We start from the raw sequence: 18,930 nt of genomic DNA on the forward strand, positions 1-18,930 counted from the left end.
CTGGGGTCAGCGGTCTTTCGGGTCCAGCGCGTCGCGCAGGCCGTCGCCGATGTAGTTGGCGCAGTAGAGCGTCAGCGACAGCATGCCGGCCGGGAACAGCAGCATCCAGGGCTGGCTCTCCATCGCCTTGGTGCCGTCGCCGATCAAGACGCCCCAGCTGGTCATCGGCTCCTGCACGCCCAGGCCGAGGAAGGACAGCACCGACTCGGTCAGGATCACGCCCGGCACCGTCACCGTGGTGTAGATCACCACGATGCCCAACAGATTGGGCACGATGTGGCGGAAGATGATGGTGGGGGTGGAGACGCCGATCGCGTGCGCGGCCTCGATGTACTCCTTGGAGCGGATGGCCAGCGTCTGGCCGCGCACCACGCGCGCCATGTCCATCCAGCCAAGGATGGTGATGGTCAGCACCACCAGGTAGAACTCGCGGCCCAGCAGGGTCACCATCAGGATGGCGATCAGCAGGTAGGGCACCGCGTACATCATGTCGACCACGCGCATCATCGCGTTGTCGATCTTGCCGCCGAGGAAGCCGGCGGTGGCGCCCCAGATCACGCCGATCAGCACCGCGGCGATGGTGGCCAGCGCGCCGACCATCAGCGAGATGCGGCCGCCGATCAGCGAGCGCACCAGGAGGTCGCGGCCCAGCTCGTCGGTGCCGAACAGGTGCAGGTTCTGGAAGGTCGGCGCCAGGCTGATCGCGTCCCAGTCGGTGTCGGCATAGCCGTGCGGCAACAGCATCGGCCCGAAAATACAGGACAGCGTGATCAGGCTCAGGATCACCAGGCTGACCACCGCGGCCTTGTTGCGCAAGAAGCGGACGCGGGCGTCGCGCCACGGGCTGCGGCCTTCGGTCGCCGCTTCGGCGAGGCCGCTTTCCAATGCCGCGACAACCGCGGCTTGTTTGGTTTTCATCATTGCGGAGTCCTCCTCAATAACGGATCTTAGGGTCGAGCAAGGCATAGGCCAGGTCGACGAGGAGGTTGAACACCACGGTGATCACCGTCACCAGCACCACCAGGCCCAACACCAGCGTGTAGTCGCGGTTGGACGCGCCGTTGACGATCAGCTTGCCGAGGCCCGGCAGCGAGAAGATCGACTCGGTCACCACGGCGGAGGTGATGGACGAGATCGCCAGCGGCCCCAGCAGCGTCACCACCGGCATCAGCGCCGGCTTCAGCGCGTGGCGCAGCACGATGGTGCGCAGCGGCAGGCCTTTGGCGCGCGCGGTGCGGATGAAGTTGCTGTTCATCACCTCGATCAGGCTGCCTCGCATCACGCGGCCGATGGTGGCCACGTTGATGAAGGTGAGCAGCGCCACCGGCAGCACCATGTACTGGATGGAAAAGTCATCCCAGCCGCCGGACGGCAGCCAGTGCAGCAGCATCGAGAAGATCAGCACCAGCACCGGGCCGATGATGAAGGATGGGAAGGCGCTGCCCATATTGCCGACCAGCATCACCAGATAGTCGATGGCGCTGTTCTGCCGCAGCGCGGCGATGGTGCCGAGCAGCACGCCGATGACCAGCGAGATCAGGATGGCGCTGCCGCCGATCGCGGCCGACACCGGCAGCGCATGGGCCACCAGATCGTTGACGCTCCAGTCCGCGTAGCGGAACGACGCTCCCAGGTCGCCATGCAGCAGACTGTTCAGGTAATAGAGATACTGCTTCCACAACGGCAGGTCCAGATGGTATTTGGCCTGCAGATTGGCCAGCACCTCCGGAGAAATCTTGCGTTCGCCGTCGAACGGACCGCCGGGGGTCAGGTGCAGCAGCAGATAACAGACCGTCGTTACGGCCCAGACGGTTGGTATGGTGACCAACACGCGGCGAAGAGTATAAGACCACATCGCTTGAAACTCCCGATCGCCAGCCCGGGGCGGCGGCAGGCAGCCGCCGACCTCCCCCGGAGGGCGAGAACACCACAATCATCGGCCGGTTGCCCTTGCGGCGCAACCGGCCTCGTCACGCGGCCAAACGCCGCGCTTTCACGCTTAGTGCTGAACGATGTACAGGTACTTGCTGCGGTAGCGGTCTACCGGGTTTTTCAGCGAGTAGCCGCCCACATACGGTTTCACCAGGCGCGGCAGCGTGTACTGCAGCACCGGGATCATCGGGTAGTCGTCCATCACCAGCTTGGTGGCCTGGGTCAGCAACTGGGCGCGCTTGGCCGGATCGGTGGATTCGTTGCCCTGCTTGATCAGCTCTTCAGCCTTCTTGTTGCAGTTGAAGTTGTCGTTCTGGGTGTTGCCGCACTGCACCAGCGCCAGGAAAGTGGTGGCGTCGTTGTAGTCGGCCAGCCAGCCATTGCGGCCCACCTGGTAATCGCCGTCGTGACGCTTCTTCAGGAATACCTTGAACTCGGTGTTGTCCATCGAGGTGTTCAGGCCCAGCTTGGACTTCCATTCGGACGCGACGAAGATCGCCATCTTCTTGTGGTAGTCGCTGGTATTGTAAGACAGCTTCAGCGTGGTGCCCGGCTTCACGCCAGCCTGGGCCAGCAGCTTCTTGGCCTCGTCCACGCGCTTGGCCATCGGCCACTTCGCCCAGTCGTAGGTGGTCGGTTGCGCGCCGTGCACGCCCTTGACCATCACGCTGTAGGACGGCTGCTGGCCGTCGGCGGTGATTTTCTGCGCCAGCAGGTCGCGGTCCACGACCATGGACAGCGCCTTGCGCACGCGCACGTCCTTCAGCAGCGGATCGCGGTTGTTCAGACTGTAGTAGCGCAGGCCGAGAATGGTATTGTTCTTCAGATCCTTGGGCATCTCGCTCTTCAGCTTGGCGAAGCTGCCCGGCGGGATTTCATAGCTCATGTCGGTCTGGCCCGACAGGTAGAGCTTGTTGTCCGCGTTCTGGTCTTCGATCGGCAGGAAGCTGACCTTCGTCAGCTGCACGTTCTTGGCGTCCCAGTACTGCGGGTTCTTCTCGATCACCACCTTGCTGTTGACCTGCCAGTCCTTCAGCACGAAGGGGCCGTTGGAAACCATCTTGCCCGGCTTGGTCCAGTCCTTGCCGTATTTGTCGATGACCGCCTTCGGCGCCGGGCCGAGCTGGGCGTTGGACATCAGCTCAGGCAGGTAGGACACCGGGAAGGCGGTCTTCACTTCCAGCGTGTACTTGTCCAGCGCCTTCACGCCGATGGCGGAGGTCGGCTTCTTGCCGGCGACGACTTCCGGGCCATTCTCGAAGAAGATGCCGAAGGTGCCGGCGTAAGGCGCGGCCAGCTTGGGATCGACCAGGCGGCGGATGCCGTAGACGAAGTCGTCGGCGGTAACGATGCTGCCGTCCGACCACTTGGCGTTCTTGCGCAGGTGGAACACCCAGGTGGTGGGGCCGGTCTGCTTCCAGGATTCGGCCACGCCCGGCACCAGCGTGCCGTCATTGTCGGTGGCGGTCAGCCCCTCGAACATGTCGTGGGTGATGACGTTGGCGGGCACCCCTTCCACCACCATCGGGTCCAGCGATTCCGGTTCGGAGCCGTTGGAGCGCACCAGTTCCTGCTTGGCGGCCAGCTTGACGCCTGCCGGCACCTTGGCGGCCAGCGTGGATCCGGAAGCCATGGCCAGCGCGACGGCGGCGGCGATCACCTGCAGCGATTGCTTGTTCGACATCTCTAATTCTCCTGATTCTGTAGCATCCCGCGTCAGGCGGGTTGTTCGAATTTTTTCACTCTATTGTATCCAGAGTGGGTCCGACGATTATGCGCAGAGGGTTTTGATTCCATCAAGCCCCTATCAGCACAATATGCTATTCATTTTTCTCAAAAAGGAAAATCTGTCCGACAATAGTCAAGTCAAGCAAATCAACGGCCTGCGCGCCTTCATCGTTTTATACTTATGGCATTTTACCATGTGAAATATTATTGCCTACCCCAAGCAAAATTCATCCGAAGCCGAAGCAATTCCCTTCAAATCACGTCGACAAATAATTTTTTGCTTATATATGAAATAAATAACTACCGCTGATTTCCGACGCATCCGCAAGGCAAATGAAAAAGCCGCCCGAAGGCGGCTTTGCTATCGCGGGCAGGATCAGTCCCGCAAACGCCAGGCGATGCTGTCGCCGGCGCGCAAGGGCACCAGGCTGTCGCCGGGGTAGGCAAGCTCGTCCGGCACCTTCCAGCTTTCCTTGACCAGCTCGATCTTGTCGCCGTTGACCGGCAGACCGTAGAACGCCGGGCCGTTCAGGCTGGCGAACGCCTCCAGCTTGTCCAGCGCGCCGACTGACTCGAAAGCCTCGGCGTAGAGCTCGATCGCCGCGTTGGCGGTGTACATGCCGGCGCAGCCGCAGGCCGCCTCCTTGGCGCCCTTGGCGTGCGGCGCGCTGTCGGTGCCGAGGAAAAACTTGGCCGAACCGGAGGTCGCCGCCTTCAGCAGCGCCTGGCGGTGCAGTTCGCGCTTCAGCACCGGCAGGCAGTAATGATGCGGACGGATGCCGCCGACGAACAGCGCGTTGCGATTCATCAGCAAGTGGTGGGCGGTGATGGTGGCCGCGACGTTGGCCGGCGCGGCGGCGACGAACTCGGCCGCCTCGCGGGTGGTGATGTGCTCGAACACCACCTTCAACGCCGGCAGCTTGGCCAGCAACGGCTTCATCACCCGCTCGATGAACACCGCCTCGCGATCGAACACGTCGATGTCGGCGTCGGTGACCTCGCCGTGCACCAGCAGCGGCAGGCCGGCGTCGGCCATCGCCTCCAACGCCGGCATCGCCTTGAAGATGTCGGTGACGCCGTGGTCGGAGTTGGTGGTGGCGCCCGCCGGGTACAGCTTGACGCCGTGGACGAAACCGCTGGCCTTGGCCAGGCGGATTTCTTCGGGACGGGTGTTGTCGGTCAGGTACAACGTCATCAGCGGCTCGAAGCCGCTGCCGGCCGGGCGCGCGGCCAGGATGCGGTCGCGGTAGGCGGCGGCGGCGGCCACGGTGGTGACCGGCGGCTTCAGATTGGGCATGACGATGGCGCGGCCCATCTGGCGACAGGTGTCGGGCAGCACCGCGGCCAGCGCGGCGTCGTCGCGCAGGTGCAGGTGCCAGTCGTCGGGGCGGATCAGGATGAGAGTCTGCATGGTGGATGGCTTGCCGTAACGATGGATAAAACAATGGCGATGGAAAACCATCGCCAGGGATGTCTACTTGCGCCGGAGCACCATCCGGAACTTGCCTTCTCCGGTGGTGGTCGATTCCAGCAGGCCGTTGCCGGTCTGGCGGCAGAAGGCTTCGAAGTCCTTGGGCGCGCCCGGGTCGGTGGCGATCACCTCCAGCACGGCGCCGCTGTCCATGTCGGCCAGCGCCTTCTTGGCGCGCAGTATCGGCAGCGGGCAATTCAGGCCGGAAAGATCAATATGCTTGTCGGGGGTCATGGGCCGGGTATCCTTCAGCCATATCAGGTTACAATGAATCACATGGCGGCCGGACCACGCAAACCGGCGGGCCGCAGCCGTATAGTTTACGCCAGTCGTCAAGCCTTACCCAAATCGGTCACCGCAATATGTGCATCCTCGCTTTCGCCTACAAAACGCCGGGCATGGGCCAGCTGGTACTCTTGGCCAACCGCGACGAATACTATGCCCGCCCCGCCGAGCCGCTGGACTGGTGGCCGGAATTCCCCAACACCCTTGGCGGCCGCGACCAGCAATCCGGCGGCGGCTGGCTGATGGTGGACGGCCGCAACCGCATCGCCGCCGTCACCAACTTCCGCGACGGTTTCCCGCCCAAGGCGGAGCGTTCCCGCGGCGAGCTGGTGCAGCGCTTCGTCACCGGCGACGACGATCCGTTCGCCTTCGCCGACTGGCTGCGCGAGGAATGCCATCGCTACGGTCCGTTCAACCTGCTGTTCGGCACCACCTCGGACCTGTTCTTCTTCCACAGCCCGGGCCGGCAGATCGCCCGCGTCACGCCGGGCATCCACACGCTGTCCAACGCCACGCTGGACACGCCGTGGTTCAAGAGCCAGCGGCTGGCGAGCCGCCTGGGCGATTTCGGCCGGCCGCCGACCGAGGAACAGGCCTACGCCGCGCTGTCCGATCCGACGCCAGCCGGCCCCGGCCATCTGCCCAATACCCGCATCGGCCTGGCGCTGGAAAAGACGCTGTCGCCGATCTTCATCCAGGGCCGCGACTACGGCACCCGCGCTTCGATGCTGCTGACGGTGTCCAGCCGCGGCGATATCAGTTTTTCAGAACTGAGCTGGGGCCTGGCCGGCCGTGAAACCGGCCGCCGACATTACAACCTGCGCGCCGGACAGGCGCGCTGACGGAGCATCCGCATTTGAAAGCCATCGCAACCACCCTGCCGGCGCTGCTGGCGTTGTGCCTGAGCCTGCCCGCGCTGGCCGCCAGCGACAGAATCAACAAGAACATCGACTTCCAGGAAGAGCAGCCCTGGACCGAACAGGACTACGCGCTGCCCGACTACCCGCAGGCGCCGGACTGGATAGAAGTGAAGCCGGACTGGCTGCAGCAGAACCGCTTCTTCGTCGACGCCAAAACGCTCAGCGTGGGCGGCGACGGCGTGGTGCGCTTCGTCAGCCGCGTGCTCACTCCCAGCGGCGTGGAGAATCTCAGCGCCGAGGGCATCCTGTGCAAGGACAACCAATACAAGGCCTATGGCTTCGGCGACAGCATCAACCACCGCTGGATCGCGTCAATGCGGCCGCAGTGGCTGGCGATCAACGGCACCGACAAACTCAGGCGCGAACTGCGCGAGCTGATGTGCCCGTCGCACAGCGCCCCGCGCGACGCCGCCCAGGCGATCGCCTCGCTGCGCGGCGCCCGCTGACGCCATGATCGACGCCTGCAACGGATGTTCTAAGATGAAACATCTGTCTTGCATTCGCGTAGGCGCCGATGGATCAGCAAACACTGCAGGAAAATCGGGAAAGGGAATGGGTCAGGCGGCTGTTCGAGCAAAAGGGCATTGATCCGCTCGATGTGAAATCGCTGAAGTGCCCAGCGCCCGATGTCGGCGTCTCGCTGTCGGATGGCCGCTGCCTGGCTATCGAGGTGACCGAGGTGCTGGCTGGCGAATATGCCCGCCGCAACGCGCGCAAGAAGGAAATCCAGCAGGCCCAACAGGCCGCCGGCGGCATAGGCTGGATGTTCACCCGGCCAGCCAACGCGCTGGACGTCGCCTGCCGCATCGAGGCCAAGGTGGGCAAGGACTACCACGTGCCGAACGGCCATCAACTGCATCTGCTGCTGGCCGCCGGCACGTTCGAGCACGGCGCGCTCCCATCCACGCTGCTGCTCTATATTTCCATCCAAGAATTGAACCAGCTAACCCACAGCATGCTGGAGCGTTCGCGTTACCAGCATGTCTATCTGCATCTTCAACTGGGGCGGGGCCTTTATGAGTGGAATCGCCTCGAACGTTGGCACGAAATCCACTCCCCCAGTTTGCTCCACGCCGCCGAGCACCATGCCGCCGTGTCTTCTCCGCTAAGGACCGCAGCGGACCAGGCCGGCCTCTGAAATGCAATCCGCGCGCCGTCGCGGTTCTGTCTTGATGCAAAATCGAGACAAATATTCTGTCCCTTAGAGCCTCTCGGCAGTGCTCGCGCGTCATCTTCGCACACGCGCGGCCCCATCGCCGCCATCATGAAATAAATTGCGCAAACGCACAGTTCCCGCCATCACCGTCCTGACAATGCTGCTCCGCAGCAGCACAAACCGTCCTCAACGCCCCCTTGCCTGCAACTCCCCCTCTGACGCCTCAACCCCCAGGCCATGACAAAGACATATTCATTAACAATTCGCTTAGTGAATATGACTATGTACTGAGTTTTATCAATAATTATTTGAATGTAATATTTTTAGGAAACCACCACTCCTGGAGTAATCGTCATGAAAGAGGCAGTGACTTATATCATCAGCCACGGCATTGTGATTTGCGCGATCGCTTTTATCGCCATCTTCGCGTTGGAACGCATCTTTCCTAAACACGCTTTCAGCCCGGAACGCAGTAAAAAGCGTCTTTTCAACAATGTCGTCGTCGCCATCAGTTATCGCTTCGTCACCGCGCCTATCATCATCGCCCCGCTGATGGTGTACATGGTCAGGGACTTTCCCTACCGGATGCACCGGCCCGACTGGTATACCGGCGCGCTGGCGTTTGTCATCGACATCATGCTGTTGGATCTGCTCAATTACACCATTCATTGGTCCGCTCACAAGATACCGGTGCTGTGGCGCTTCCACGCCATGCATCATCTCGATGAACACATCGACTCCACTACCGGCTTCCGTCAACACTTCGGCGAAAAATTCCTGGTACTCGCCATCCGCCTGCCAGGCATGCTACTGATCGGCGTGCCGTTCACCACGGTCGTAGCCTTCGAAGTGATCTCTTTCTGCGTGACCACCTTCCACCATAGCAACATCAACATCCCGCAAAAGCTGGAAAACCTGCTCAGCAAGCTCTTCGTCATGCCGTCCTTCCACAACATCCATCACGGGCGCGAGATTGAATACACGGATACCAACTACGGGTTCATTTTCTCGATATGGGACCGGATCTTCCGCACCCACTCCGTGGATGAGCGTCCGACCGGCTTCGAAACCGGCCTGGACCACCATTCGGACTTTTCCGCAGCCAAGTTGATATTCCTTCCCTTCGGCAAAACGCCGGTAAAGGAATGGACTTCCCAGAATTGAATACGAGCCTCAGATCAAAACGCAGAAAAATGGCGATATCATCATGAATACCAAAATCATCGATTGCACGTTGCGGGAAGGGTGCCAGACGATCCAATGCTCATTCGACATCGAGCAAAGCGTCATTCTGGCGAAGAAAATCTCCGCCTTCGGCGTGGACATGATCGAATGCGGCCATCCCTACATCTCCAACTTCGAGATGGATAGGGTCAAAGCAGTCGTCAACGCATCCGCGATACCCGTGCTGGCCCACGCCAGATGCCGACAGGAAGACATCGACGCCGTCGCCGCATCGGGCGCCCAGTGGGTCGGCATGTTCGCCTCGTTCAATTCGGTCTCGCTCGCGGCCAAGTTCCACGATCTGCCGCAGGAGCAGATCATCGCTCTGTTTTCCGACTCCATTCGCTATGCCAAGAGTCAGGGTCTGCTTGTCCGCGCCACCATTGAAGATGCCAGCCGAACCTCGCTCAGCGATCTGATGCGCATCACCAGGGTGGCGCAGCTGGCCGGCGCGGACCGGGTTTGCTTCGCCGACAGCGTCGGCGCCCTGCTGCCGCAGGAGACATTTGAAATCCTGTCGAACCTGACCAAGGAATTCCATCAAGTGGAATTCGAATACCATGTCCACAACGACAGAGGGCTGGCTCTGGCCAACACGCTGGAAGCGATGCGCGCCGGCGTGCGCTGGATCTCGGCCAGTTGCAACGGCATTGGCGAAAGAGCGGGCATTACCGACACTTTCCAGCTGGCCACCTTGCTGCAAACCAAGTTCGGCAGCGCGCGATATCAGCTCGTCGACGCGCTACCACTATCCGAGCTGGTCGCGACCTTCAGCCGCATCGGCCACTCCCCGATGCATCCCATCACCGGAGAAAACGTCTTCGCGCATGCGGCGAAGCTGCATAGGCAGGCCAGCGAGAAGGACGCCAGTTCATACAATATCTTCGACGCCAGCATATTCCACGCGAAATCGGTGATCGAGAAACATCCGGCGATGTATGAGTCGAATCTGTTCATCCAGCCATTCGAAAAATCCGCCACCGAGCTGCGCTACCACCGGCACGGCCCTGGCAAGCGCTTCGTGATGCTGGACTATCGCTTGCTGAAGGCCTCGCCCTACTATTTCATCGCGCGCCACGTGGACGCCATTTCGCCCAATGAGAAAGGCCATGTCGATAGCCACCGGCACAACTGCGACTCGGTGTTCATGTTCCTGGGAGACGAAGAGGACTATCAAGGGCTGACCGTAGAGGTTTCCATCTCGGGACAAACCAAGATCATGCACAGCCCCGCCACCGCCTTCGTTCCGGCCGGCGCCGAACACACCTATCGCTTCCTCCACGGCAAAGGCACCTTCATCAACTTCGTCCACAAGGGAAAGTATGAAGACAGCCTGCTCGAGATCAGCGCATGAAACAGTTTGACAAGCATTCAGACGCCTACGACGCGATACGCCGCAAGATCCAATATCCAGCCGAGCTGTATCAATATCTGCTGGACCATGCTCCGGGCCGCTCCGCCGCGCTGGACATAGGCTGCGGCAATGGCGTTTCGACCATCCGGCTGGCGCCGCATTTCGATTACGTGGAAGGCATAGATCATGGTGCCAACCTGATCGATAAGGCGATCGCCAACTACCCCGCGCTGCGGTTTGCGACCGTCGCGGCCGAAGAGTACGCCAGCCCGCGCCAGTTCGACCTCATCACCAGCGCCACGTCCTTCTATTGGATGGACCGCGACAGGGTGCTGGACGTCATCAAGCGGCAATTGGTCGGCGGCGGGCTGTTCTGCGCCTACAAATACGACGTGCCCCAGGCCTACGGCGGCCTGCGCCTGTTGATAGAGGAAGAGCTGGTCAACAAGTGGGGCAAATTCCGCGACCCCAGACTGACGCAATACGACGACACGCTGGAGCGCATCGCCCGGGCCGGGGGACTCCAAGAGGCAAGACGGAAGATATTTTCCAACATCATCGAGCTGACTCCGTTTGAACTGGCTCTCTTTCTGCTGTCCACCAGCTATGTCACCGCCTATATGGACCAGAACCCGGAAACGCGCTACGCCGACTATCTGCTGGACAAGATGCAGACCGTGGGCGGCGATGCGCCGGTCAAGGTGAACTTTGATATCTACGCCTATATCGCGGTCAGGGCATGAAGGCACGCGGCGTCCCTCCCGGACGCCGCCGCCGACAGCGCCCGCCGCCGGACCTATCGATCAACGACATCGAAGATCAAAGGATCAAGCGATGAATGCCATTGACTTGCAACCGATCACCCATCAACGACCGGCCGCCTGGACCTCGCCGGACGCGTTGGCGCTGCCCGCGCCGATAGCCGAAGAACTGGAACGCCTGCTAGGTCATTTGACCAATGGCGACAGCCACACGGCACATGCGCGGGGGGCCGGGCCGCTGCGCCGCGCCATGCACCAGCAACTGGAGTCCGGCAGCGGCGCGATCTGGTTCCACAGCGAAGCGCTGGCCCAGGCGCCGCGCGAAGCGTTCCACCACGCGTTCTTCGAACTCTGCACGCTGCTCGGCCTGCCGGTGTCCATCAATAAGAACGGCGACGTCATCAAGGAGGTCAAGGATGCCGGCCACAAAGACTCCAAGCTGGCGCCGGCCCGCGGCCACATGACCAACCAGGAGCTGGCCTTCCACTCCGACCGCGCCGACATCACGGTGCTGGCCTGTTGGGAAACCGCCCGCAGCGGCGGCGAATTCAAGATCTGCTCGTCGGCCAAATTGATCGAGGTGCTGGAGCGCCGCAATCCCGATTGGCTCCAGTGGCTGACCACGCCGATTCCGCACGACCTGCGCGACGAGGGCAGCGCCGGCGACAGCTACTGCCATTTGCCCATCCTCAGCGAGTCCGGCGGCGCTTTCGTCCTGCGCTACATCCGAAAATTCAACGACTCCGTCATCCGCCACGGCATCGCGCTGCCGGACGAGGCCAAAGCCATGCTGAGCGGCATAGACGAAGTCATCAACCATCCCGACATGTCAGTGCAAGTCAGCTTCGAAAAGGGCAGCATCGCGCTGGTCAACAATCACACCACGCTGCATTCCCGGACCGAGTTCGTCGATGCGCCGGGCGCTGAGCGCTGTCTGCTGCGTTGCTGGCTGGCGAGCGAATTCACTCGGCCGCTGCCGGAAGCGTTCTCGACAATCTTCCATACAATCCAGCCCGGCGTGCTCCGCGGCGGAGTGCGTCCCGCCTAAAGAAGGGAACAGCCTTCCATTCCGCTCTCCGGAATGGAAGGCCATCGGCTCAACGCCCCTTTTCCGCTCCGCCGTTGATCTGGATGATCTGCGCGGTGACATGCTCCGCCTCGGGGGAAGTCAGCCAGCCGATGGCATTGGCGACATCCTGCGGAGTCCCGCCCCGGCCATTCAACGCTTCCGCCTGTTTGCTCTTTTGCTGCTCCGGCGACAGCGCCGCGCCAAAAAACTCGGTGTCCTGCACATAGCCCGGCGCCACCGCGTTGACCGTAATACCTTCTGGACTTAATGCCGCCGCCAAATCGTAGCAATATGGATGCAATGCCGCCTTGGCCGCCGCATAACAGCCGATGGACGAGCCGCGATATGCCGCGATGGAGCTGATCAGAATGATGCTTCCGCCTGGCCGCTTTAATATTGGGCGAATGCCTTCCGTCAGCAATACGGCCGAGAGGGTATTATTTTGAAAATTATCATTCCACCGCCTCGCCACGCCCGCTAAACCATCAGCGTAACTTCCCGCTGGCGCGCGGCGGATCGCATTGCTGCCCGCCGCATTGATCAGGATGTCGACCGCTTTAAATTCCTGTTGTATTGCATCGCATGCGTTTTGAACTTGCTCCGGAATAGATAAATCCGCCGTCAACGCCAAAACAGACGGCGCATGAGAAAATTCCGCAGCGATATTATCCACCGCTTGCCGCAACACATCCGGCCGGCGACCCAATATCACAAGCTGCATGCCCTGCTTGGCATAATACTGTGCGCAAGCATAGCCAATCCCCGTTCCGCCACCGCTTATTACGACGACTCTTGACATGATATGCCCTTGTTTGGATTAATTAATACTTCACACCAGCGCCAATTCAACAATATCGTTAATATTATAAAGTGGCGAATACGCGCAAAGATTAACATTCCAATGGCATTGCATCAATACCATCATCGCATTGAAATAAAGAAATAAAACCAGTGGCAATTCTTCAGTAGCGAAATATCATTGCCGGAGCGCGCCCCAGCAAACTGTGCAAGCTATCTAGATGGGAACAAAAATAGAATAAATCAGGAGGAAAAACCCATGATCGGTGCCGACAAATAGAAATCCTAACAGCCAAGAGGAAAATCAGGCATCCGTATCGGCATGGCGCCATGACCCGCTCTTGCCGCCGTCTTTCTCCAACAAGCGAACGCCGGTGATTTCCATGCCGCGGTCCACCGCCTTGCACATGTCGTAGATGGTCAAGAGGCCGATGTTGACCGCAGTGAGCGCCTCCATCTCGACGCCGGTCTGGCCGTTGCACTCGGCGGTCACTTCTATCCGCACCACCGATTCGCCGTCCAGCAGTTCGAACTCCACCGCCAGCCGCGTCAGCGCGATCGGGTGGCACAGCGGAATCAGGTCCCAGGTCTTCTTGGCCGCCATGATGGCGGCGACGCGGGCAATGCCCAGCACGTCGCCCTTCTTGTGGCCACCGTCCCTCACCAAGGCGAACGTGGCCGGCAGCATGCGGATCGCGCCCTCGGCCACCGCGCGGCGGGCTGTGGCGGCCTTGCCGCCGACGTCCACCATATGGGCCTGGCCGGCAGCGTCGAAATGGGTCAGTCGGGTCATGGGCAATCCTTCAATGAAAAACGCCCGCCGCGCTCAGCGCAGCAGGCGGAAAATCAGCCAGAAGCAGGAGACGACAAGCAACAGCCCGCCGCTCCAGCGGACAATGGCCAACACGCGGTGCAGGTAGCCACGGTCATGGGTGAGGGCGAAGCACAGCAGCGCCCATCCTATCGCCAGAACCGTCGCCAGCAGCCACAGCCGCCAGAAGCCGAACACGGCCTCACTCCTCTGACGGCAACAGATGGAAGCTGGACGGCGCGTCCAGCGGATCGTCGAAGCTGACGTACTCCCAGGCGTCCGGCGTTTCCAGCAGCTTGCGCAACAGCTTGTTGTTCATCGCGTGGCCGGATTTGTGGCCGGAAAACGCCGCGATCAAGGGATGGCCGACGATGTAGAGGTCGCCGATCGCATCCAGTATCTTGTGGCGGACGAACTCGTCCGGGAAACGCAGGCCTTCCGGATTGAGCACGTACTCGTCATCGATCACGATGGCGTTGTCCAGGCTGCCGCCGCGGCCCAGGCCGTGGTTGCGCATGTACTCCACCTCGTGCATGAAGCCGAAAGTGCGGGCGCGGCTGATCTCGTCCATGTAGGAATGGCGGGCGAAATCCACTTCCACTGTCTGCGGCGCGCGGTTGAACGCCGGGTGGTTGAACTCGATCGACAAGGTGATCTTGAAACCGTCGTGCGGATCCAGCCGGACCCACACGCCGCGCTCTTCCACCATCACCGTCTGTTTGACGCGGATGAAACGCTTTTTCTTGGGCTGCTCGACCACCCCGGCAGTCTGCAACAAGTAAAGGAACGGCGCGGAAGACCCATCCATGATGGGCATTTCCGCCGCCGTCACCTCGACGACCAGGTTGTCGATGCCGAAGCCGGCGAACGCCGACATCAGATGTTCGATCGTGCCGACACGCACGCCGGTGTCCGTCACCAGCGTGGAGGAGAGGCGCGTGTCGTTCACGAGCGAAGGTTCTACCTTCACGTCGACCGGCTCGGGCAAGTCGGTGCGACGGAAGATGATGCCGGTATCGGGCGGCGCCGGCAGCAGGGTGAGCTTCACCCGCTCGCCGGAATGCAGACCGACGCCCGTGGCGCTGATCGCTTGCTTCAGCGTGCGCTGCAGAATCATTTCAGGCTACTCAACCAGACGGGAAAACCCGATTCTAGCATAGCGCTCGGCCATGCTTTATTGATTGATTCGCTGACATGAATAGCGTTTATCTATCCGTATCCTCCGTTCAGTCCGCCTGCTTGCGCAGGAAGGCCGGGATGTCGTAGCTCTCGCTGACCTCGGGGTTAGAGAAATCCAGCGAGGGATTGGCGCGGCGGCGGCCGGTGCGCATGATGGCCGGCGCGTCCAGGTCCTCGTAGTTCACCATTTCCACCGCGCGGTCGTCGGTGCCGGTCTTGACGATCTTGATGTACTCCGGACGGTCCTCATTGCGGACGGTTTTCTTCTGGCCCAGGCCGGTGGCGATCAACGTCACGCGAATGGTGTCCTCCGGCATGTCTTCCACTTCGGCGGTGCCGAACTTGATCTGCGCGTCTTCGTCCGCGTACTGGCGGATGATGCCCATGATCTCGCGGTACTCGCTCATCTTCAGGCAACCCGGCGCGGTGGAGATGTTCACCAGCACGCCGCGCGCGCCTTCCAGCGTGATGTTGTCCAGCAGCGGGCTGGCTACGGCCTGCTCGGCGGCCACGCGGGCGCGGTCGATGCCGGAGGCGTAGGCGGAACCCATCATCGCCAGGCCCATCTCGCCCATCACGGTGCGCACGTCGGCGAAATCGACGTTGATCAGGCCCGGGCAAGTGATCACTTCGGCGATGCCGGCCACGGCGCCCTTCAACACGTCGTCGGCGGCGCGGAACGCTTCGCGCATGGTGACGTCGTCGCCCAACACTTCCATCAGTTTCTCGTTGGGGATCACGATCAACGAGTCCACGTGCTTCTTCAGGTCCTCGATGCCGTTCTGCGCCACTTTCAGGCGCTTGCCTTCATGATCGAACGGACGGGTAACCACGCCCACGGTCAGGATGCCCATTTCCTTCGCCACTTCGGCCACGACAGGAGCCGCGCCGGTGCCTGTGCCGCCGCCCATGCCGGCGGTGACGAACACCATGTTCGCGCCGCGCAGGCTTTCAGCGATGCGTTCGCGGTCTTCCAGCGCCGCGCTGCGGCCCACTTCCGGGTTGGCGCCGGCGCCCAGGCCGCGCGTCAGGTTGGTGCCCAGCTGCAGCTTCTGCGGGGCGCGGTTGCGCTGCAGGGACTGCGCGTCGGTGTTGGCGCAGATGAATTCCACGCCGTGCACATTGCCGGTGATCATATTGTCGATGGCGTTGCAACCGCCGCCGCCGACGCCGATGACCTTGATGACGGCCGAGCTGGCCGTTTCCTGCATGACTTCAAAAACCATTCCGCTCATTTTCCTCTCCTCATAAAGATGAGCCATTCATTACTGCCTGGTACTACGCCCGAACAACCTTCAACACGCCGCCGGCACCCGCCGACGGCACCGAATCCAAATCAGAAATTACTGCCGAACCACGCCTTCATCCGCGTGAACATCTGGCCCATGCCGGCCGACTCGGCCTTCACCGGGCCGGCATAGCCCTGGATCTGGTCCTTGCCGTACAGCAGCAGGCCGACGCCGGTGGAGAAGCGCGGGGTCTTCACCACCTCGGCCAGGCCGCCGACGTACTTGGGCACGCCGACGCGCACCGGCAGGTGGAACACCTCCTCGGCCAGCTCCACCATGCCCGGCATCAGGCTGGCGCCGCCGGTCAGCACCATGCCGGACGACAGCATTTCCTCGAAACCGCTGCGGCGCAGCTCCTGCTGCACCAGCTGGAACAACTCCTCGACGCGCGGCTCGACCACTTCGGCCAGCGTCGCGCGGGACATCTGGCGCGGACCGCGCTCGCCCACGCCCGGCACTTCTATCATCTGCGCCGGATCGGCCATGCCCACCAAGGCCACGGCGTGCTGGATCTTGATGTCCTCGGCCTCCTTGGTCGGGGTGCGCAGCGCCATCGCGATGTCGTTGGTGATCTGGTCGCCGGCGATCGGGATCACCGCGGTGTGGCGGATCGCGCCGCCCACGTACACGGCGATGTCGGTGGTGCCGCCGCCGATGTCGATCAGGCACACGCCCAGGTCTTTCTCGTCCTCGGACAGCACGGCGATGGCCGAGGCCATCGGCTGCAGCACCAGGTCGGACACTTCCAGGCCGCAGCGGCGCACGCACTTGGTCACGTTCTGGGCGGCGGACACCGCGCCGGTGACGATGTGCACCTTGGCTTCCAGCCGCACGCCGCTCATGCCCAGGGGCTCGCGCACGCCTTCCTGGCCGTCGATGCTGTATTCCTGGGTCAGGATGTGCAGCACCTGGTGGTCCGGCGGAATGGTCACGGCGCGCGCGGTCTCGATCACGCGGTCGATGTCCATCTTGGTGACTTCGCGATCCTTGATCGCCACCATGCCGTGCGAGTTCACGCTCTTGATGTGGCTGCCGGCGATGCCGACGAACACCTCGTGAATCTTGCAATCGGCCATCAGCTCGGCCTCTTCCAGCGCGCGCTGGATCGCCTGCACGGTGGATTCGATGTTCACCACCATGCCGCGCTTCAAGCCGCGCGACGGGGTGTGCCCCATGCCGACGATGTTAAGCTGGCCGTCTTCCAGCACCTCGGCCACGATCGCCACGATCTTGGAGGTGCCGATGTCCAGGCCGACCAGCATGTTCTTGCTTTCCTTTGGTTTGCTCACCTGTCGCTCCAACGCCTAATCACTTGTTTCCCTTGGCCGGCGGCGCCTTGTAGTCGGGCATCCGCACGGCGAATCCATTCGGATAGCGCAGGTCGACGTATTCGATGTGATACGGCAACCGCGCCAACTCGCTCTTCCAGTAGGTGGCGAAGCGCTCCGCGCGCGCCGCCACGTCGTTACGTCCCAGCTCCAGCTGCAGCTGGTTGTCCAGCACCACTTTCCACGCCCGGCGCGACGACAGCCACAATTCGCGCGGCGCCAGGCCCGACGGCTGCAAGGTCTGGCGCATCTGCGTCAGCATCGCCGTCATGTCCTTCTCCGCGCCCGCCGGTCCGAAAAACACCGGCAGCTTGGCGTCGCTGGCCGCGTCGAAACGCTCGCCGCGGGTATTGACCAGACCGTTCTCCCCCCAGCGCGCCAGCGCCACATGCTCCTCCACGGTGATATCCAGCGCGTCCGGCCAGCGCCGTCTCACCTGCGCGTCGCGCACCCATGGCAACTTGCCGAAGGCGGCGCGCGTCTTGTCGATATCCAGCGTGAAGAAGGTGCCGGACAGTTCGTGTTCCGCGATGAACTTCAGCTGTTCGGCCGTCACCCGGTTCATGTCGCCCTGAATCCGTATCTTCTTCACCGGGAACACCGGCGCGTGCGTCAGCCAGAATCCCCCCGCGTACAGCAGCATCAGCGCCGTGGCGCCCAGCATCAGATTGGCCAGGCTCCTGAGCAGCCGATGGTTATCCCACATGCACCGTATCCAATACCTTCAGACACAGGTCCTCGTAAGCGATGCCCTCCACCTTGGCCGCCATCGGCACCAGGCTGTGGCTGGTCATGCCCGGGCTGGTATTCGCTTCCAGCAGGTAGATTTCGCCCGCCTCGTCCATCAGGAAGTCCACCCGGCTCCAGCCGCGGCAGCCCAATACCTTGAACGCCTTCAACGCCAGCTCGCGCGCCTTGGCCTCCACTTCCGGGGCCAGGCCGGACGGGCAGCGGTAGACCGTGTCGTCGCGGAAATACTTGGCCTGGTAATCGTAATACTCAGTGGCCGGCTCAATCTTGATGGTCGGATACGCTTTGTCGCCGATCACCGCGCAGGTGTACTCGCCGCCGCCGATGAATTGCTCGGCGATCACCACCGCGTCGTACTTGCGCGCCTCTTCGAAGGCCGCGCGCAATTCGCCCGCCGCCTTCACCTTGGTCACGCCTATGCTCGAGCCCTCGCTGGACGGCTTGACGAAGATCGGCAGGCCCAGCGCCTTTTCGATCGCGTCGAAATCGCTGCTCTCGTCCAGCAACTCGAACGCCGGAATCGGCAGGCCCGCGCCCTTCCACAACAGCTTGGTGCGCCACTTGTCCATGGCGATCGCCGAGGCCATCACGCCGCAGCCGGTATACGGCATGTCCAGCGCCTCCAGGGCGCCCTGCAGCGTGCCATCCTCGCCGAACGGGCCGTGCAAGATGTTGAACACGCAAGCGAAACCTTCTTCCTTCAACGCCGACAGCGGTTTTTCCGACGGATCGAACCGGTGGGCGTCCACGCCCTTGGACTGCAGCGCCGCCAGCACGCCGGCGCCGCTCATCAGCGACACCTCGCGCTCGGACGAGCTTCCGCCCATCAACACCGCCACCTTGCCGTACTGCTTCATCTATCTATCCTCAACAAG

General features: G+C 62.0%; 20 protein-coding genes. 7 read left to right on the forward strand and 13 right to left on the reverse strand.

Features of this window, described 5'->3' with window-relative positions; translation table 11 throughout:
* Positions 1-6 precede the first annotated feature (6 nt).
* From ACX17K_RS16795 to ACX17K_RS16815, 5 genes are all read right to left on the reverse strand, one after another.
* On the reverse strand, positions 7-921 hold the full coding sequence (locus tag ACX17K_RS16795; protein ID WP_493775678.1) for an ABC transporter permease subunit: 915 nt from the start codon (positions 919-921) through the stop codon (positions 7-9).
* A 13-nt stretch (positions 922-934) separates the two neighbouring features.
* Positions 935-1,855: an oligopeptide ABC transporter permease OppB gene (gene oppB / locus ACX17K_RS16800; RefSeq protein ID WP_493775679.1), complete on the reverse strand. Its 921-nt coding sequence runs from the start codon at positions 1,853-1,855 to the stop codon at positions 935-937.
* A gap of 144 nt (positions 1,856-1,999) precedes the next feature.
* Entirely contained in the window at positions 2,000-3,616 is a 1,617-nt protein-coding gene (locus ACX17K_RS16805) for a peptide ABC transporter substrate-binding protein (protein ID WP_493775680.1), read from the reverse strand.
* A gap of 420 nt (positions 3,617-4,036) precedes the next feature.
* Positions 4,037-5,071 (reverse strand): dihydroorotase, encoded by a 1,035-nt coding sequence (gene pyrC, locus ACX17K_RS16810; protein ID WP_493775681.1) that lies wholly within the window; start codon positions 5,069-5,071, stop codon positions 4,037-4,039.
* Positions 5,072-5,134: 63 nt separating this feature from the next.
* Entirely contained in the window at positions 5,135-5,365 is a 231-nt protein-coding gene (locus tag ACX17K_RS16815) for a sulfurtransferase TusA family protein (protein ID WP_021477345.1), read from the reverse strand.
* A gap of 128 nt (positions 5,366-5,493) precedes the next feature.
* Here ACX17K_RS16815 and ACX17K_RS16820 point away from each other — a divergent pair, with 128 nt between their 5' ends.
* The 7 genes from ACX17K_RS16820 (at position 5,494) to ACX17K_RS16850 (ending at position 11,879) form a co-directional block, all read left to right on the forward strand.
* Positions 5,494-6,258, forward strand: coding sequence for an NRDE family protein (locus ACX17K_RS16820; protein ID WP_493775682.1), 765 nt, complete (start codon positions 5,494-5,496; stop codon positions 6,256-6,258).
* A 14-nt stretch (positions 6,259-6,272) separates the two neighbouring features.
* Entirely contained in the window at positions 6,273-6,782 is a 510-nt protein-coding gene (locus tag ACX17K_RS16825; protein ID WP_493775683.1) for a CNP1-like family protein, read from the forward strand.
* A 68-nt stretch (positions 6,783-6,850) separates the two neighbouring features.
* A complete protein-coding gene (locus tag ACX17K_RS16830) occupies positions 6,851-7,474 on the forward strand; it encodes a hypothetical protein (protein ID WP_493775684.1) in 624 nt (207 codons plus the stop codon).
* 372 nt (positions 7,475-7,846) lie between these two features.
* A complete protein-coding gene (locus ACX17K_RS16835) occupies positions 7,847-8,656 on the forward strand; it encodes a sterol desaturase family protein (RefSeq protein ID WP_493775685.1) in 810 nt (269 codons plus the stop codon).
* A gap of 43 nt (positions 8,657-8,699) precedes the next feature.
* A complete protein-coding gene (locus ACX17K_RS16840; RefSeq protein ID WP_493775686.1) occupies positions 8,700-10,070 on the forward strand; it encodes a LeuA family protein in 1,371 nt (456 codons plus the stop codon).
* Complete coding sequence (locus tag ACX17K_RS16845; RefSeq protein WP_493775687.1) at positions 10,067-10,813, forward strand: class I SAM-dependent methyltransferase; 747 nt, start codon at positions 10,067-10,069, stop codon at positions 10,811-10,813. Before ACX17K_RS16840 ends, ACX17K_RS16845 begins: the two co-directional genes overlap by 4 nt.
* A gap of 91 nt (positions 10,814-10,904) precedes the next feature.
* Positions 10,905-11,879, forward strand: coding sequence for a TauD/TfdA family dioxygenase (locus ACX17K_RS16850; RefSeq protein ID WP_493775688.1), 975 nt, complete (start codon positions 10,905-10,907; stop codon positions 11,877-11,879).
* A 49-nt stretch (positions 11,880-11,928) separates the two neighbouring features.
* On the opposite strand, the gene ACX17K_RS16855 is transcribed toward ACX17K_RS16850, so the two are convergent.
* The 8 genes from ACX17K_RS16855 to ACX17K_RS16890 all read right to left on the reverse strand — a co-directional run bounded on the left by ACX17K_RS16855 (position 11,929) and on the right by ACX17K_RS16890 (position 18,912).
* Entirely contained in the window at positions 11,929-12,699 is a 771-nt protein-coding gene (locus ACX17K_RS16855; protein WP_493775689.1) for an SDR family NAD(P)-dependent oxidoreductase, read from the reverse strand.
* A 303-nt stretch (positions 12,700-13,002) separates the two neighbouring features.
* Positions 13,003-13,491 (reverse strand): cyclic pyranopterin monophosphate synthase MoaC, encoded by a 489-nt coding sequence (gene moaC / locus ACX17K_RS16860; protein WP_493775690.1) that lies wholly within the window; start codon positions 13,489-13,491, stop codon positions 13,003-13,005.
* Positions 13,492-13,524: 33 nt separating this feature from the next.
* A complete protein-coding gene (locus ACX17K_RS16865; RefSeq protein ID WP_493775691.1) occupies positions 13,525-13,707 on the reverse strand; it encodes a hypothetical protein in 183 nt (60 codons plus the stop codon).
* A gap of 4 nt (positions 13,708-13,711) precedes the next feature.
* On the reverse strand, positions 13,712-14,623 hold the full coding sequence (lpxC, locus tag ACX17K_RS16870; RefSeq protein WP_493775743.1) for a UDP-3-O-acyl-N-acetylglucosamine deacetylase: 912 nt from the start codon (positions 14,621-14,623) through the stop codon (positions 13,712-13,714).
* Positions 14,624-14,735: 112 nt separating this feature from the next.
* Positions 14,736-15,923, reverse strand: coding sequence for a cell division protein FtsZ (ftsZ, locus tag ACX17K_RS16875; protein WP_021477357.1), 1,188 nt, complete (start codon positions 15,921-15,923; stop codon positions 14,736-14,738).
* A gap of 101 nt (positions 15,924-16,024) precedes the next feature.
* Positions 16,025-17,266 (reverse strand): cell division protein FtsA, encoded by a 1,242-nt coding sequence (gene ftsA, locus ACX17K_RS16880; protein ID WP_046155176.1) that lies wholly within the window; start codon positions 17,264-17,266, stop codon positions 16,025-16,027.
* Between the two features lie 19 nt (positions 17,267-17,285).
* On the reverse strand, positions 17,286-18,011 hold the full coding sequence (locus ACX17K_RS16885) for a cell division protein FtsQ/DivIB (RefSeq protein ID WP_021477359.1): 726 nt from the start codon (positions 18,009-18,011) through the stop codon (positions 17,286-17,288).
* Positions 18,001-18,912 (reverse strand): D-alanine--D-alanine ligase, encoded by a 912-nt coding sequence (locus ACX17K_RS16890; RefSeq protein WP_493775692.1) that lies wholly within the window; start codon positions 18,910-18,912, stop codon positions 18,001-18,003. Before ACX17K_RS16890 ends, ACX17K_RS16885 begins: the two co-directional genes overlap by 11 nt.
* Between the last annotated feature and the right edge of the window lie 18 nt (positions 18,913-18,930).

This window comes from Chromobacterium sp. INPA-IVC (assembly GCF_059047085.1).

Excerpts from the sequence above, each read along its gene's own strand:
- ACX17K_RS16795 (WP_493775678.1), bottom strand. The coding sequence starts at position 921 with ATGATGAAAACCAAACAAGCCGCGGTTGTCGCGGCATTGGAAAGCGGC.
- oppB (WP_493775679.1), bottom strand. The coding sequence starts at position 1,855 with ATGTGGTCTTATACTCTTCGCCGCGTGTTGGTCACCATACCAACCGTC.
- ACX17K_RS16805 (WP_493775680.1), bottom strand. The coding sequence starts at position 3,616 with ATGTCGAACAAGCAATCGCTGCAGGTGATCGCCGCCGCCGTCGCGCTG.
- pyrC (WP_493775681.1), bottom strand. The coding sequence starts at position 5,071 with ATGCAGACTCTCATCCTGATCCGCCCCGACGACTGGCACCTGCACCTG.
- ACX17K_RS16815 (WP_021477345.1), bottom strand. The coding sequence starts at position 5,365 with ATGACCCCCGACAAGCATATTGATCTTTCCGGCCTGAATTGCCCGCTG.
- ACX17K_RS16820 (WP_493775682.1), top strand. The coding sequence starts at position 5,494 with ATGTGCATCCTCGCTTTCGCCTACAAAACGCCGGGCATGGGCCAGCTG.
- ACX17K_RS16830 (WP_493775684.1), top strand. The coding sequence starts at position 6,851 with ATGGATCAGCAAACACTGCAGGAAAATCGGGAAAGGGAATGGGTCAGG.
- ACX17K_RS16835 (WP_493775685.1), top strand. The coding sequence starts at position 7,847 with ATGAAAGAGGCAGTGACTTATATCATCAGCCACGGCATTGTGATTTGC.
- ACX17K_RS16840 (WP_493775686.1), top strand. The coding sequence starts at position 8,700 with ATGAATACCAAAATCATCGATTGCACGTTGCGGGAAGGGTGCCAGACG.
- ACX17K_RS16845 (WP_493775687.1), top strand. The coding sequence starts at position 10,067 with ATGAAACAGTTTGACAAGCATTCAGACGCCTACGACGCGATACGCCGC.
- ACX17K_RS16850 (WP_493775688.1), top strand. The coding sequence starts at position 10,905 with ATGAATGCCATTGACTTGCAACCGATCACCCATCAACGACCGGCCGCC.
- ACX17K_RS16855 (WP_493775689.1), bottom strand. The coding sequence starts at position 12,699 with ATGTCAAGAGTCGTCGTAATAAGCGGTGGCGGAACGGGGATTGGCTAT.
- moaC (WP_493775690.1), bottom strand. The coding sequence starts at position 13,491 with ATGACCCGACTGACCCATTTCGACGCTGCCGGCCAGGCCCATATGGTG.
- ftsZ (WP_021477357.1), bottom strand. The coding sequence starts at position 15,923 with ATGAGCGGAATGGTTTTTGAAGTCATGCAGGAAACGGCCAGCTCGGCC.
- ACX17K_RS16885 (WP_021477359.1), bottom strand. The coding sequence starts at position 18,011 with ATGTGGGATAACCATCGGCTGCTCAGGAGCCTGGCCAATCTGATGCTG.
- ACX17K_RS16890 (WP_493775692.1), bottom strand. The coding sequence starts at position 18,912 with ATGAAGCAGTACGGCAAGGTGGCGGTGTTGATGGGCGGAAGCTCGTCC.